Raw genomic sequence first — 15369 nt, forward strand, 5'->3', positions numbered from 1 at the left:
TTATCTTATTCTTTATCTATTAATCCAGTTCTCTTGGGTTTTTTCTTACCCTCTTCTTGATGGAGAGTTACATTAAGTCCAAGGGACATAAGCTCTTTAACTAAAACATTAAATGATTCAGGTAAGCCAGCTTCAAGGAAATTATCACCTTTGACAATTTTTTCATACATTTTTACACGACCTGAAACATCATCAGATTTAACTGTAAGAAATTCTTGCAATAAATAAGAAGCACCATAAGCTTCTAATGCCCATACCTCCATTTCTCCTAGTCGTTGACCGCCGAATTGCGCTTTCCCTCCAAGAGGTTGTTGCGTTACTAGGGAGTATGGCCCTGTTGAGCGAGCATGAATTTTTTCATCAACAAGATGGTGAAGTTTAAGTATGTACATTACTCCAGTTGTAACTCTATTTTTAAATGCTTCACCTGTACGACCATCATATAAGATGGCTTTTCCGTCACTAGGAAGTCCTGCTTTTGCTAACCAGTCCCATACTTCGCTTTCTCCAGCACCATCAAAAACTGGAGTCATTGTGATAATGCCTTTTTTGAGTTTTTGTACAGAAGTACGAAATGTATCATCATCCATTGCATCTATTTCTGCAGAGATTTCTGGTGATTCAAAGACACTTTTAACTTGTTCACGAAGTGATTGTATTGCAACACCTTGTTCAACCATATTATTTAACTGCTGTCCAAGCTCTTTAGCGGCCCAGCCTAAATGTGTTTCCATAATTTGCCCAATATTCATTCGTGATGGAACGCCAAGAGGGTTTAGTACAATGTCTACAGGTGAACCATCAGCAAAAAATGGCATATCTTCTTCAGGTAAAATACAAGAAACAACACCCTTGTTACCATGGCGTCCAGCCATTTTGTCTCCAACAGCAAGCTTACGTTTCACCGCAATATGTACTTTAACCATACGAATGACTCCAGGAGGTAAATCGTCACCCTCTGTAACTTTCCCTCTTTTAGAATCATAAATTGTTTTTATATAGTTGATTTGCTTTTCATATTGTGAAAGCATTTCTGTGATAGTTTCATTAAGTTCTTTGCTTTTAAATGCACCCTCCAGTTTTTTTAAGGGTAGTGAATCTAACAGTTCTGGAGTTATGGCACTATTTTCTTCTGCAAGTACTTCTCCTTTCCCTTTACCAAGTATAGTTGTTCCTAGTTGTTTTCCATTTATAAGGGGAAGGATTTTTTCCTTCATGCGTTGGGTAATGGATTTAATATAGTTTTGCTCTTTGCTATCCATAAGACTTATTTCATAGTCTTCTATAAGGCGGGTACGGTCATCTTTTTCTCCTGAACGACGATTAAATACTTTTACATCAATAACCGTTCCTTCTATTCCTGGAGGTACTTTTAAAGATGTATTTTTTACATCACGTGCTTTATCACCAAAGATTGCTCGCAATAACTTTTCTTCAGGAGTAAGTTGTGTCTCACCTTTAGGTGTAATTTTCCCAACTAGAATGTCTTCTGGCTTAACAGCTGCACCAATACGGATAATACCGTTTTCATCAAGATTTGAAAGCATTTCCTCCCCAACATTGGGGATATCTCTTGTGATTTCTTCAGGACCAAGCTTTGTGTCTCTTGCCACAATTTCAAATTCTTCAATATGTACAGATGTATATGTATCTTCTTTAACGACTCGTTCTGAAATAAGAATAGAGTCTTCAAAGTTATATCCACACCAAGGCATAAAAGCTACAACAAGATTTTTTCCTAAAGCAAGACCTCCGTCACGGATAGCTGGGCCATCAGCAAGTACTTCTCCTTTTTTGACGATTTGTCCTGGGATACAGGATGGTCGTTGTCCAAAACAGAAGTTTTGATTTGACTTGTGGTATTTCAGTAAATCATATGCACGGACACCGCCGAATTCAGGATAAAGGTTGGGATCGTCATAAGAAACAATAATTCTGTTAGCATCAGCATAACGAATAATACCATCACCTTCAGCTAAAATACATGAGCCAGAGTCATGAGCAACATCTACTTCCATTCCTGTTCCTACCAAAGGGCGTTCAGAACGTAATAATGGTACAGCCTGACGTTGCATGTTTGAACCCATTAATGCACGATTTGCATCATCATGTTCAAGGAATGGGATAAGCGCTGCAGAAATAGAAACCATTTGGCTAGGAGAAATGTCCATAAGGGTAACTTCTTCCCTTGCAGACATCAAAACATCACCTCGTGCACGAGTAGTTACATAGTCATCTATAAGACGTCCTTCACTATCGATGGATGCATTTGCTTGAGCAATAACTTCACTAAACTCACAAGAAGCATCTAGATGTATGATTTCATCAGTAACATAACCGTTACGGACTACCCTATATGGAGTTTCAATGAATCCATAATCGTTTACTTTTGCATATGTTGTTAGTGAGACAATAAGCCCAATATTAGGTCCTTCAGGTGTTTCAATAGGACAAATTCTTCCATAGTGAGATACATGGACGTCACGGACTTCAAAACCAGCACGCTCACGTGTTAATCCCCCAGGACCTAAAGCAGAGAGACGACGTTTATGGGTTACTTCAGATAAAGAGTTTGTTTGATCCATAAATTGCGATAACTGTGATGTCCCAAAGAATTCTTTAAGGAGAGCTGCTACTGGTTTAGGATTAATAAGATCATGTGGCATGAGTGTGGCAACCTCTTGGATACTCATGCGTTCTTTTATGGCACGTTCCATACGAACAAGGCCTATACGATATTGATTTTCTACAAGTTCTCCTACTAAGCGGACACGTCGATTTCCTAAGTGGTCAATATCATCAGCTGGGCCATGGCTATCTTTTAGATGTGTAAGTAACTTAATCGCCTCAAGAATATCGTTATCAGAAAGCGTACGAAGAGTTGCATTTTCATAGTTATCTAATCTCTGATTAAGCTTATAACGTCCTACAGGAGAGAGATCATAATAACTATTATTTCTAAAGAGATTATCAAAGAAAGAAGCAGCAATTTCAGGCGTAGGAGGTGAACTTGGTCTCAAGCGACGATAAATTTCTTCTTGAGCTTTTTCTGTTGTAGGTATTTTGTCTTGGACTAATGTATCACGGATAGATGACGAGGTATCATTACCTCTTGTGTGTAATACAGTAAAGGTAGTAATCCCAGCATCACGAAATGTTTGTATGAGACCTTCTGTAATTTCTTCAGCAGATTCAGCAAGGATTTCACCTGTTGAAGTATCAATAATGTCTTCAGCAAGGAATTGTCCTATAACTGTTGAGGGATCTACTTCAAAGGCTTCAAGTCCAGATGCCTCCATTTGTCTCCATACTCGTTTTGTAATAGTTTTTCCTGCTGCTACAAGGAGGTTATTGTCATTATCAAGTATATCAGTATAAGCAATATCTTTTCGGAACAAGCTAGGATCAAACTTCCATTTTATACGTCCATCATTATCTAAAATATATGTTTCTTTTTTATAAAAAAAGTTAAGAATATCTTGTTTTCCCATGCCCATAGCTTTAAGTAAAATAGTGGCAGGCATTTTGCGACGACGGTCAATACGAACATAAAGGATGTCTTTATGATCAAAGTCAAAGTCAAGCCAAGAGCCACGCATAGGAATAATTCGGCATGAATAAAGGACCTTTCGACTGGCATGGGTTTTACCACTATCATGTTCAAAAATAATTCCAGGAGAGCGTTGTAACTGATTTACAATAACTCTCTCTGTTCCATTAATAATGAATGTTCCTTTTTCAGTCATGAGAGGCAAAGTGCCAAAGTAAATATCTTGTTCTTTAATGTCATGAACAGTTCTACTTTCAGTATCACTATCTACATCGTATATAATTAGTCGCACTTTAATTCTTATTGGTGCTTCATAAGTAAGGCCTTTGGCTATACATTCTGCTTGGTCATACTTTGGTTCACCAATTTTGTAGTTAACAAACTCAAGACTTGATGTGCGATTAAAGTCTTCAATAGGAAAGACAGAACGGAAAACACTTTCTAATCCTTCTTCTGGGAGAGGCTCTAAGAGTCCTTCTTGTAGGAATTTTTTATATGAATCTACTTGGAGATTAAGAAGGTGCGGAATTGGCACTTCAACTTTAATTTTTCCAAACTGTTTTGTAAGTTGAACCATTGTTTCACCTCTAAATAAGGTTGGCCGAATAGCTATGAATAAAATTCAAGAAGCCCATAATAGTACTTATCCAAAAGTACAACAAAACTAAATAACTTATCCAAAATTTTGGAAAAGCTATTATAAACAATAGTGTCTAAGTATATTAGGGAATACTTGAGTATAACTACCTCGTTGATGCAATGCTTGAATAGATAGATATTAAAAAAAAGACAAAAAAGTAGCAAGTATTTTTGTAATGTCAAGGTTAAAATTATTTTTATTTTAGTTAAATAAAAGTATCATTCATTTTTTTAATGGTTGTGTATGACATAACAAAAAGCTAGACTTATCTAAATTAATTAACATCAGTTATATTAAACATTATTTTTTTGGCTGCAATAAGAGCTTTTTCAAATTCTTTTTCTTTATGTGCAAAAGATACCATATTTGTTTCAAATGGTGAAGGAACAAGAAAAATATTATTTTTTTGCATTGAACGAAAAAGAATACTATATAATTGTGTATTAGTTGTTTTTACGTCATCAAAACTTTTTAATTCATTATTTGTAAAAAAAACTGTAAACATAGATGCAAAATTTGATACTTGTACAGGGACACCTTTGTCTTTGAGGATTACTTCAAGCTCGTTAGCAAAAGTAGCAACCTGTTTTTCAAGTATTGTATAATTTATATCTTTAAGAAGTTGTAATGTTTCAAATCCTGCAGTCATGACAAGAGGATTTCCTGATAATGTTCCTGCTTGGTAGATTTCTCCTAATGGTGCAATATGCTCCATATATTTTGCTTTTCCTCCGTATGCACCTATAGGTAGTCCCCCACCAATAATTTTTCCTAATGTTGTGAGATCTGGAGTTATATCAAAACGAGTTTGTGCTCCTCCATATGCAACACGAAAACCTGTAATTACTTCATCCATAATGAGGAGTGTTCCATGAGCATCACATAATGCACGAAGGCCTTTTAGAAAACCTTCTTTGGGAGGTATAAGCCCCATATTTGCAGCTATAGGTTCTACAAATACAGCAGCAAGATCTTTACCATACATAACAAATAAGTCTTTTACTGTACTTAAGTCATTATATGGAGCTAAGAGAGTGTCTCGAACAGTGACTTCAGGAACTCCTGGAGTCCCAGGGATAGATAGTGTCGCAACTCCAGAGCCTGCGCTAGCTAAAAAAGGATCTGCATGACCATGGTAACAACCAATAAATTTTAATACCTTATTACGTCCTGTAACACCTCTCGCAAGACGTAGAGCACTCATAGTAGCTTCTGTCCCAGAGCTTACCATACGAATCATATCCATTCCAGGGAATGCATCAATAATTTCTTTAGCTAATAGTACTTCAGCTTTACATGGTGCACCAAAGGTTGTTCCATTTGAAGCTGCTTTTTTTATAGCATTTGTTACAGTAGAATTAGTATGACCAAGAATAATTGCTCCCCAAGAAAGAACAAAGTCTAATAATTCTTGACCATCTACTGTAGTGAGATATGCTCCTTTAGCGGACTCTATAAAGACAGGTTCACATCCTACATTTCGGCAAGCTCTTACAGGACTATTTACTCCTCCAGGTATAAGTTTTACAGCTTTGGAATAAAGTTCTTTTGAAGATTCTTCTTGCACTATATGTTCCTCTCATTAACTAATTGAAAATATTTCATAGATGTTTTTTTTAATTCTTTAATACTTTCAAGGATAGCATAGTCTTTAAGTACTGTTTTGTTTTTTAACTGCTCAATAACTTTTTCACAATCCCCTTTATTGCGTCCATGAATCATCGTATATAATGTATATGGCCAATCTTCGGCAGTTGAGGGCCTGTGGTAACAATGGGAAATAGAAGGATGTTGAGCTGCTTGTTCTCCTGCTTCATCTATTAATGTATCATCTATTTTCCAAGCTACCATAGCATTGTGTTCCCATCCAGTTTGTTGGTGTTTTATGCTTGCACCAAATCGGCGAATTACACTATCATCTTTCATCTGTTGTAATAGTTCAAGTACAAAATGTTCTTCTGTACCAACAGCATTAGCAATATCTGCATAAGGTGTCATAGAGTCAGGGATGTTGTTTTGAACCATTCTAAGGATAGCACATTCTATTTCTGAGAAAGAGTAGCTCATGTATAAGATATCCTGTGTTTCAGAATAATATATTTATTAACTTAATATGTTAGTATAACTAAATAATTTTTATCTATACTCTAAAAATAGATGACTACAGTTTTTTTATTCATAGAATTAATACACTATAATAGCATAGCTCATTTACTTCTTATATGGAAGTCTTTATTTTAGTAGTCATTATAGGAGGAGTAACTAGTTTAAATAGTAAATATATTGTTTTTATTTAAGTAAAAAGATAAGATTTTTTATGATAATGTTTATAAATTTATAGCTTTTTTGAAGAAGAGGTAGGATTAAATTAGTAAAAAAATAAGTATGATATATTAAGATAGTTAAAAGTTAAGTTATAGTTTTTATATAGCGGCATGATATATTATCTTAGTAAAATTATAATAAAAATTTTTTATAGTAACTTGTTAAGATGAAGTAGAGTTAGCATAATAGTGACTATCATTATAATTACAGTTGGTAATATAGTGAAATATTATAACGACTATTAGAAAATGTTCATTACTTTTAATTTAAATATGTTAACTACTTCTTTTATGAAGACAAGTTAATATATTTTTAAAGGTAGAAAAGGTATGTTAGCTACACAAAAGCTGAGTGATCCAGTTCTATGTAAGGTTTTACTTAATAAATTAAATAACCTTTTAGATCGTCCTTTAAGATTTATGGAGGTTTGTGGAACACACACAGTATCTATTTTTAAAAGTGGTATAACAACCCTTCTCCCAAAAGGGATAGATCATCTTTCGGGACCTGGATGTCCTGTATGTGTAACACATGATAGTGAAATTGAACTTTTTTTAAGGTTTGCAGCTAAACCAAATGTAATTATTGCTACTTTTGGTGATCTTATGCGAGTACCTGGTCCTAATAGGAAATCACTTAAGCATGCACAAGCAGAGGGTGCAAGGATTTCTATTATCTATTCTCCTATGGATATTTTAAAAATTGCTATTGATAATCCAAAAGATATAGTAATTTTACCAGGGATTGGTTTTGAAACAACAGCTCCTACTATAGCAGCAACAATCCTTATGGCAGAAAAAGAAGGTATTAATAATATTGCTGTTATTCCATGCCATAAACTAGTTCCACCAGCACTTGAAATGTTACTAGCAGATCCAGATTGCCAAATTGATGGGTTTCTTTTGCCTGGTCATGTATCTATGGTATTAGGTTTAGAGCCATATGCATTTGTTGTTGAGAAGTGGGGGAAGCCTGCTATAGTTGCTGGTTTTGAACCAGCGGATATTTTAGATGCGTTATGCCGTATGGCAAAACAACTACAAACAGGAAAGTACAAAGTAGAAAATGCCTATCCACGGGCTGTTTATCAAGATGGTAATCCACAAGCACGTAATATTTTATATAAGGTGTTTCAAGTAGGAGACTCTCAATGGAGAGGATTAGAGTTTCTCCCAATGAGTGGCCTTACTTTTAGAGATCATTATAAAAAATTTGATGCGTTAGAACGATTTGATATAACAGGAGTCAATGTACATCCTAACACTGGTTGTATTTGCGGAGAAATTCTTAAAGGTAAAGTTACACCTTCTGCATGTTTATTATTTGGGAAAGAGTGTACTCCAGAAGAACCGATAGGTCCCTGTATGGTATCAACAGAAGGAAGTTGTGCAGCATACTTTAAATATCATATGATAAGATAAGCATACTTTTTATAAGCAAGATTTTAGTAATAGATAACTTAGAGTGCAATATAGATTAAGTTATTACTATCTTAGTGCTATGTATTTATGAGAGGTAAAGAATACCACTTTTAAATGAAATAAAAATTGTTAGGCCAGTATACCTTTTTAAGGTATTAATTAGAGGAATAAGCGTATATTATGACTCTAATTTATTAATTATTCTGCTTTTTAATTAGAAATATATCTCTATATGTTAATAAGTAACAATATAGATTATGTTTTTTAGCATAATATTACTATCTAGATGAAATAACATAAAAAGTTTTGATATTAGGTCAAATTTTGTATATTGATTAAACTTTTTGTATAGTAATGTATCATTTTTATAATTATTGATTAAATTATCCATAGACATAAAAATTTATGTTGGATATAAGCTAGAAATACAAAATTATTATTTCATGCGGTAGATAATACGACCACGTGTTAAGTCATAAGGAGATAGTTCTACTTTAACTCGATCTCCAGGAAGAATGCGGATGTAAAATTTACGCATTTTCCCTGAGATATGCGCAAGGACAGGGTGTCCATTATCAAGCTCAACACGAAACATTGCGTTAGGAAGAGCTTCTTGTACAACACCGTCTACTTCAATGGCATCTTCTTTTGCCATGGAGCCTCCTAAAAAATAAATGGGCCTTAAGTATCCCCTAAAAAAAGAGGTATGTCAATAGTTATAAGATAATCTGTTTAAATATAGTATAACTAAATACAGTAAGGGAGATTTTATGAATAAAACGTTAAGTATGAGTTTGTCTGTGTCTTGTAATAAGCCAGAAGCCAATAATAATTAATGGTACACATAATAATTGTCCCATTGTAAGCCAACCAAAGGCAAGATAACCAATATGTGCATCAGGTTGTCGAATAAATTCTATTCCAAAACGAAATAATCCATAACATAACATAAATAGTCCAGATGGATTACCTTCAGGTCGAGGTTTAGAGGTATAACTCCACATGATTATAAAAAGAATAATACCTTCAAAAAATGCTTCATAGAGTTGAGAGGGATGTCGTGGATATGGACCTCCACTTGGAAAAACTATTCCCCAGGACTTATCTGTAATAGCTCCCCAAAGTTCACCATTAATGAAATTTCCAATACGTCCAAAAAAAAGTCCTGGTGATATTAATGGTGATAGAAAGTCTAATACAGCTAAGCAGTGAAGTTGTCTTTTATATCCCCAAATACAGGCAGCAACAGTAGCACCTAGAAATCCACCGTGAAATGACATTCCACCATTCCAAATTTTGAAAACCTCTAGTGGGTCTGTATATAATATATTAAAGTCATAAAAAAGAATATAACCAAAACGACCACCAACTATGACACCAATCATACCCCAAGTCAGTAGATCTCCAACATCATTAGTAGTTAGAATAGAATATGATTTTTTTGCTCTATATCTTCCAAGTATCCAGGCACAAAGGAATCCAATTAAATACATAATGCCATACCAATGAACATCAAATGAGCCAAAAGAAAAAGCAATGGGATCAATTAAAACATATTTCATATTTGTTAGCTTTCTTTTTGTTGTTACAGGTTAGTAGATAATAACAACAATAGAGTGAGTAAGTGACACTAAAAAAATTATTATATATTAGGTTAAACTAGCTAATTACATTTACAGTAAAAATATGTTATATAAGGATAACTTATTATTATAATAATAAAAGAGTAATGGATATGTAGTCTCTTTGCAAGATGTAATCTTTTATTGTGACAGATGTGGTATAGTAATATAGTTAAGCATTATTTTTAGTATACTATCAATATCCATTATTGAGCTATCAATGAGTATAGCATCTTTTGCGGGTTCTAATGGCGCAATTGTTCTATTTTTATCAAGTTTATCTCTATAATTAATAGAATGAAGAATATCATTATAGTCTTGAAATATTCCTTCTTTTTTTAGTTGATTAAAGCGTCGTTGCGCACGAATTATTGGGTTTGCATCTATAAAAAATTTAAATTGTGCTTTAGGAAAAACTTCTGTACCTAAATCACGACCTTCAGCAATAATTGACATAGTATTTCCTATTTGTTGTTCAATATTTTTAAGATATTCTCTTATTATGGTTCGTTCTCCTAGTTGTGCAGCTAGTATTCCAGCTGTTTCACTACGAATTTCATGTCCTATAGATTCCCCGTTACACATGAGTAAAGAATTTTTACCAACCCCTTGGAGTTGAAAGGTAACCTTTTTACATTGTTCTTGCAGTATAGAGTCTGGCAGTGTTTCTGCTTTGTTTCCTAATTGGAGGGCAAGCTTACGGAACATAGCCCCTGTATCTAGATATGGTAAATTTAGTATTGTTCCAAGTTTTTTTGCAAGAGTAGATTTACCAACACCAGCTGGTCCATCAATTGTGATGATGGTATGTTGTTCCATCATAAAAATAGCCTCAAAATAGAATGTGTTTATATTTTAAACTAATATCATAAAATAGTTTAAATTAAAATAATAGGCTGGATGATAATACAATAGAGTTAGTTTGATTACTTTAGATTATATATGCTATGCGTAAGGGTTAACATACGGCTATGTTAGATTTAACTTGTAAAAATTATAGTAAGGATTAGAGGTTAGTAAGATCAATGGAGACTAAATAGAAGCTATGTTATTGAAAATAATCTAGTGTATATTTTACAGCAACACTAAAGATAACTAGAATCATGAAGAGTTTTAACCAAATCCCAGGGATAAATTTTTGACAGTATGCGCCTAAATACATACCAATGATACCTCCAATTCCAAATAATAATGCTAATAGTAAGTCTGGAGCAACTGATATATTAGGATATAGTAATGCTAAAAAAGAGTAAAATAAAACACTTATTACAGATATGACTCCACTACCCATGAGAGCAGCGCCTGCAATTGTATGAATTGGTAATCCAAATATAGAAGTAAGGAATGGTACTATGATAGCACTACCACCAATACCATAAATACCTCCAATAATTCCAACAAGAAGGCTTAATAAGAAAGTTTTAATTACAGAAAATGTATAGCTATTATTAGCATAGGTATAACTTATTTGGCGTAATGATTTTTGTATAACTTTAGTAGAAGAAGATTTAATATTTATAAGTGGATGGATACTTTTTTTAGGGAAAAAGGAACTAAGTAAACTTTGGGTTAATTTTGCCCCAATAATTAAAAGAACTGTAGCTACAAATATTTTAAAGCTTTGACTATCAGAAAGATAGGTAATACGAATAAGCGCACCTACCATAACACCTGGTATACCCCCAAAAATAATAATCCAAGCAAGAGGCCAAATCATACGATGTTCTCTTGCATATTGGAGTGCTCCTACGGGGTTAGAAATGACATTATAAAGTTGTGTAGTAGAGCTTACCGATGGGTTTGTATAACCAAGAAAAGAAATTTGGAATGGTATAAGAAGAAATGCTCCAGAAAGACCAAGCATTGACATAAAAAATGATACAATAAATGAAGCTAACGGAGGGATAAAAAAAGAGGTTTCTACTCCTGCGGTAGGGAAATACATAGTATAATCCTTATTTATTAAGCTATATTTTAACTTCAAGTAAAATATGCATTATTATACTGTAATCTTTATGGCAAGCATACACTTCATATATGAAATGAAAATGTATTTTTTCATATTATTTTCTTCAAAGCTTAGATATATACAGAAATAGAGCGCATTGAAGAAGTATTTTTAGAGAATTCTAATGAAAATATAGGGGTTAAAAAAAAAAAATTGTCTTTTACCCCTAGACGACTTCACAGCATGCTTTATTTTTCACATCAGAGTTTGAAGTTAAGCATCCTTATTCTAACATAGGGAGAAATAATTACATTTTAACTTAATCAATACATGTTACTTGTATTTGTAATCTCTAGGTATTAGATTAAGGTTTGCGAGGAGGTACTATACATGGGTAAAATTATAGGTATTGACCTTGGCACAACAAATTCTTGTGTCTATGTCATGGAAGGTAAAGAACCAAAATGTATTACAAATCCTAACGGTGGAAGAACAACACCTTCTGTGGTTGCTTTTACTGATAAAGATAGGCTTGTAGGTGATGCAGCAAAACGTCAAGCAATTACAAATTCTGCTCGAACAATTTTTGCTGTAAAACGTCTTATGGGTCGTAGGGCAGACTCTCCAGAGGTTGTACACTGGAAAGAACATGCTCCATATAAGATTGTAGCTGCTTCTAATGGAGATGCTGCTGTAGAAATTGATGGAAGAGAATATAGTCCACAAGAAATTTCAGCAATTATTTTAAGCAAACTCAAAGCAGATGCAGAAGCATATCTTGGAGAATCTGTTAGTGAAGCCGTTATTACTGTTCCTGCATATTTTAATGATGCTCAACGTCAAGCAACAAAAGATGCTGGTCGTATTGCAGGATTAGATGTTAAACGTATTATTAATGAGCCAACAGCAGCTTCATTAGCATATGGTTTTGACAAAAAAGCAAATGAGAAAATTGCAGTTTTTGACCTTGGTGGTGGAACCTTTGATGTTTCCATACTTGAAGTTGGGGATAGCGTTGTTGAAGTACTAGCTACCAATGGAGATACATTTCTTGGTGGTGAAGATTTTGATCAACGTATTATTAATTATCTTGTGGAAGAGTTTAAGAAAGAACAAGGGATAGATCTTTCAAAAGATAATATGGCATTACAGCGTTTGAAAGATTCTGCTGAAAATGCAAAAAAAGAGCTTTCAACAGCAATGGAAACGGAAATTAACCTTCCATTCATTACAGCTGATCAGTCAGGACCTAAGCATCTATTAATTAAACTCACTCGTGCTAAGCTTGAACAGCTTGTTATGGATCTTGTAGGAAGAACAATAGAGCCTTGTAGTAAAGCTTTAGAAGATGCGGGGTTACAGACATCTAACATTGATGAGGTCATTCTTGTCGGTGGGATGACTCGTATGCCTTTAGTGCAGAAGAAGGTAGCAGAGTTTTTTGGTAAAGAGCCAAATCGTTCTGTAAATCCTGATGAAGTTGTTGCTATGGGTGCTGCTATCCAGGGTGGGATTTTAGCAGGAGATGTAAAAGATGTCTTATTGCTAGATGTAACACCTCTTTCCCTTGGGATTGAAACTATGGGAGGCGTTTTTACCAAACTTATTGATCGTAATACGACTATCCCTACTAGAAAAAGTCAAACGTTTACAACAGCTGCAGATAATCAGCCTTCGGTGTCTATTCATGTCTTGCAAGGTGAACGCCCAATGGCAAGTGATAATATGACCCTTGCACGTTTTGATCTGACAGGGATTCCTCCAGCACCTCGTGGAGTTCCTCAGATTGAAGTTGCTTTTAACATTGATGCAAATGGGATTGTAAATGTTTCTGCTAAAGATTTAGGTACAGGGAAAGAGCAGTCTATTCAAATTACAGCATCTTCCGGACTTTCTGAAGCAGATATTGAAAAGCTTATTCGTGAAGCTGAATCTCATGCTTCTGAAGATAAAAAGAAGCAAGAAATTATTGAAGTTCGTAACCATGCAGATGGATTAATTTATAGTACTGAAAAATCTATTAAAGATTTGGAAGGTAAAATTGATGCTGAGTTACAAGCAGATATTACATCTAAAATTGAAGCATTGAAAAAAGTTATGGAAGGCGAAGATAGTGCAGCTATCAAAAAAGCAACTGATGAGTTAGCCTCTGCTTCTCATAAGCTTGCTGAGCAGTTATATAAACAAACACAAGAAACTTCTGGAGCATCGGGTGACCCAACAGACACTAGTGCAAGCTCCAGTAAGAGTGGAGACGATGTAGTGGATGCAGACTTTACAGAAGTAAAATAACCTGTAGATTTCCACTACCCCCACTTATCCAACAAAAGGGCTGCAAGGCCCTTTTGTTGTTTTTTATCTATCAAATAGTAAAAAATAATTTTTACAATAAGACAGGTATGTTTTACTATAAATTACTTAAAGTTACATGACTTTCATTTTGAAAGGAATAGGGTGTATCATATTTTCTGGCTTTAACATTTCATCTAATTCATTTTGCGTAATATGACCTTGCTCTAATAGAATAGTTCTTACAGATTTTCCAGTTTCAAATGCTTGTTTTGCTATTGTTGAGCATACTTCATAGCCAAGAAAAGGCACAAGTACTGTAATAATACCAATAGAGTTATCAACAAATTCTCGGCATTTTTCAATATTTGCTATAATACCGTTGAAACATTTATCTGCAAGTGTATAGCATCCGTTAGAAATGATATTTATTGATTGGAACAAACTATATGCAATTATTGGTTCCATTACGTTTAATTCAAGTTGACCAGCCTCTGCTGCCATTGTGACTGTTATATCATTCCCAATCACTTTAAAAGCTATTTGATTTACAACTTCTGGAATAACCGGGTTAATTTTGCCAGGCATAATTGAGGAACCAGGTGCCCTTGGAGGTAAATTGATTTCTCCCAATCCACAGCGAGGACCACTTGAGAGTAGTCGTAAGTCATTACAGATTTTAGAAAGTTTAACTGTAACTCTTTTAAGAACACCAGAAAGCTGAACATAAGCACCCGTATCTTGTGTAGCTTCTATTAAATCTGGAGAACTAGTGAGGGTTAATTCTGTAATTTCTGTAAGATATGTTGTAGCAAGTTCTTTATACTGGGGGACTGTATTAATACCTGTACCAATAGCTGTAGCCCCAAGGTTAATTTCTTGCATAAGTTTTGATGTTTCTTTTATTCGTTCAATATCTTCTCTCATCATTATTGACCAAGCACGAAATTCTTGACCTAATGTCATGGGAACAGCATCTTGTAGTTGTGTTCTACCTATTTTTATAATGTTTTTGAATTCATCGGCTTTTTTATCTATTGTATCACAAAGATATGAAATACTAGTAATAAGACTTTTTAATTCTTTAATAAGTGCAATACGTAAAGCTGTAGGATAGACGTCATTTGTTGATTGGGACATATTTATATCATTATTAGGATGAAGGTATTGGTATTCTCCTTTCTCATGTCCCATAAGCTCAAGAGCACGATTACAAATTACTTCATTAGCATTCATATTTGTACTTGTCCCTGCACCTCCTTGAATACAATCCACAACAAATTGATCAAGGAGTTCTCCATTTATGATTTCATTACATGCAGCAGAGATAGCATCTTTTTTTTTATCAGAAAGAAGACCAAGTTTATTGTTTGCAAGTGCTGCAGCTTGTTTAACTTGAGCTAATGAAGTAATTAATGAGGGATATTTCCCAATAACTTCACCTGTAATTTGAAAGTTTTCAACAGCACGGAGTGTTTGACAGCCATAATAAGCTTCTATAGGAACAAGCACTTCTCCTAAGCTATCATGTTCTTTACGGAATTCATGCATGACACTTCCTTGTTTTTATTTTT

At 34.2% G+C, this 15369-nt stretch carries 10 protein-coding genes; 2 read left to right on the forward strand and 8 right to left on the reverse strand.

Features of this window, described 5'->3' with window-relative positions:
- Window positions 1-5 precede the first annotated feature (5 nt).
- The 3 genes from rpoB to ahbB form a co-directional block, all read right to left on the reverse strand.
- Complete coding sequence (gene rpoB / locus LI_RS04930; RefSeq protein ID WP_011526988.1) at window positions 6-4127, reverse strand: DNA-directed RNA polymerase subunit beta; 4122 nt, start codon at window positions 4125-4127, stop codon at window positions 6-8.
- A gap of 337 nt (window positions 4128-4464) precedes the next feature.
- Complete coding sequence (gene hemL / locus LI_RS04935) at window positions 4465-5757, reverse strand: glutamate-1-semialdehyde 2,1-aminomutase (protein WP_011526989.1); 1293 nt, start codon at window positions 5755-5757, stop codon at window positions 4465-4467.
- A complete protein-coding gene (gene ahbB / locus LI_RS04940; protein ID WP_011526990.1) occupies window positions 5757-6257 on the reverse strand; it encodes a siroheme decarboxylase subunit beta in 501 nt (166 codons plus the stop codon). Before ahbB ends, hemL begins: the two co-directional genes overlap by 1 nt.
- Before the next feature lie 587 nt (window positions 6258-6844).
- Between ahbB and hypD the strand changes: the two genes are divergently transcribed.
- The gene (gene hypD, locus LI_RS04945) at window positions 6845-7936 is read left to right on the forward strand and encodes a hydrogenase formation protein HypD (protein WP_011526991.1); all 1092 of its coding nucleotides are present in this window, start codon (window positions 6845-6847) and stop codon (window positions 7934-7936) included.
- A 436-nt stretch (window positions 7937-8372) separates the two neighbouring features.
- Here hypD and infA read toward each other — a convergent pair whose 3' ends face one another.
- The 4 genes from infA to LI_RS04965 form a co-directional block, all read right to left on the reverse strand.
- Entirely contained in the window at window positions 8373-8591 is a 219-nt protein-coding gene (infA, locus tag LI_RS04950) for a translation initiation factor IF-1 (RefSeq protein ID WP_011526351.1), read from the reverse strand.
- A 127-nt stretch (window positions 8592-8718) separates the two neighbouring features.
- Window positions 8719-9498, reverse strand: a complete 780-nt coding sequence (gene lgt / locus LI_RS04955) for a prolipoprotein diacylglyceryl transferase (RefSeq protein WP_011526992.1) — start codon at window positions 9496-9498, stop codon at window positions 8719-8721.
- A 201-nt stretch (window positions 9499-9699) separates the two neighbouring features.
- Window positions 9700-10377 carry a (d)CMP kinase gene (gene cmk, locus LI_RS04960; protein ID WP_011526993.1) on the reverse strand — a complete coding sequence of 226 codons (678 nt, stop codon included), beginning with the start codon at window positions 10375-10377 and terminating at the stop codon, window positions 9700-9702.
- Window positions 10378-10606: 229 nt separating this feature from the next.
- On the reverse strand, window positions 10607-11503 hold the full coding sequence (locus LI_RS04965; protein WP_011526994.1) for a sulfite exporter TauE/SafE family protein: 897 nt from the start codon (window positions 11501-11503) through the stop codon (window positions 10607-10609).
- 393 nt (window positions 11504-11896) lie between these two features.
- Between LI_RS04965 and dnaK the strand changes: the two genes are divergently transcribed.
- Complete coding sequence (gene dnaK / locus LI_RS04970) at window positions 11897-13798, forward strand: molecular chaperone DnaK (RefSeq protein ID WP_011526995.1); 1902 nt, start codon at window positions 11897-11899, stop codon at window positions 13796-13798.
- Between the two features lie 132 nt (window positions 13799-13930).
- Here the strand turns inward: dnaK and aspA are convergent, their stop codons facing one another.
- On the reverse strand, window positions 13931-15346 hold the full coding sequence (aspA, locus tag LI_RS04975) for an aspartate ammonia-lyase (protein ID WP_011526996.1): 1416 nt from the start codon (window positions 15344-15346) through the stop codon (window positions 13931-13933).
- Between the last annotated feature and the right edge of the window lie 23 nt (window positions 15347-15369).

Origin of the sequence: Lawsonia intracellularis PHE/MN1-00 (assembly GCF_000055945.1) — a bacterium.
Taxonomy (GTDB): domain Bacteria; phylum Desulfobacterota; class Desulfovibrionia; order Desulfovibrionales; family Desulfovibrionaceae; genus Bilophila; species Bilophila intracellularis.

Bases quoted from the DNA above. Each gene is read 5' to 3' on its own strand.
- rpoB (WP_011526988.1), bottom strand. From the start codon at position 4,127: ATGGTTCAACTTACAAAACAGTTTGGAAAAATTAAAGTTGAAGTGCCA.
- ahbB (WP_011526990.1), bottom strand. From the start codon at position 6,257: ATGAGCTACTCTTTCTCAGAAATAGAATGTGCTATCCTTAGAATGGTT.
- hypD (WP_011526991.1), top strand. From the start codon at position 6,845: ATGTTAGCTACACAAAAGCTGAGTGATCCAGTTCTATGTAAGGTTTTA.
- infA (WP_011526351.1), bottom strand. From the start codon at position 8,591: ATGGCAAAAGAAGATGCCATTGAAGTAGACGGTGTTGTACAAGAAGCT.
- lgt (WP_011526992.1), bottom strand. From the start codon at position 9,498: ATGAAATATGTTTTAATTGATCCCATTGCTTTTTCTTTTGGCTCATTT.
- cmk (WP_011526993.1), bottom strand. From the start codon at position 10,377: ATGGAACAACATACCATCATCACAATTGATGGACCAGCTGGTGTTGGT.
- LI_RS04965 (WP_011526994.1), bottom strand. From the start codon at position 11,503: ATGTATTTCCCTACCGCAGGAGTAGAAACCTCTTTTTTTATCCCTCCG.
- dnaK (WP_011526995.1), top strand. From the start codon at position 11,897: ATGGGTAAAATTATAGGTATTGACCTTGGCACAACAAATTCTTGTGTC.
- aspA (WP_011526996.1), bottom strand. From the start codon at position 15,346: ATGCATGAATTCCGTAAAGAACATGATAGCTTAGGAGAAGTGCTTGTT.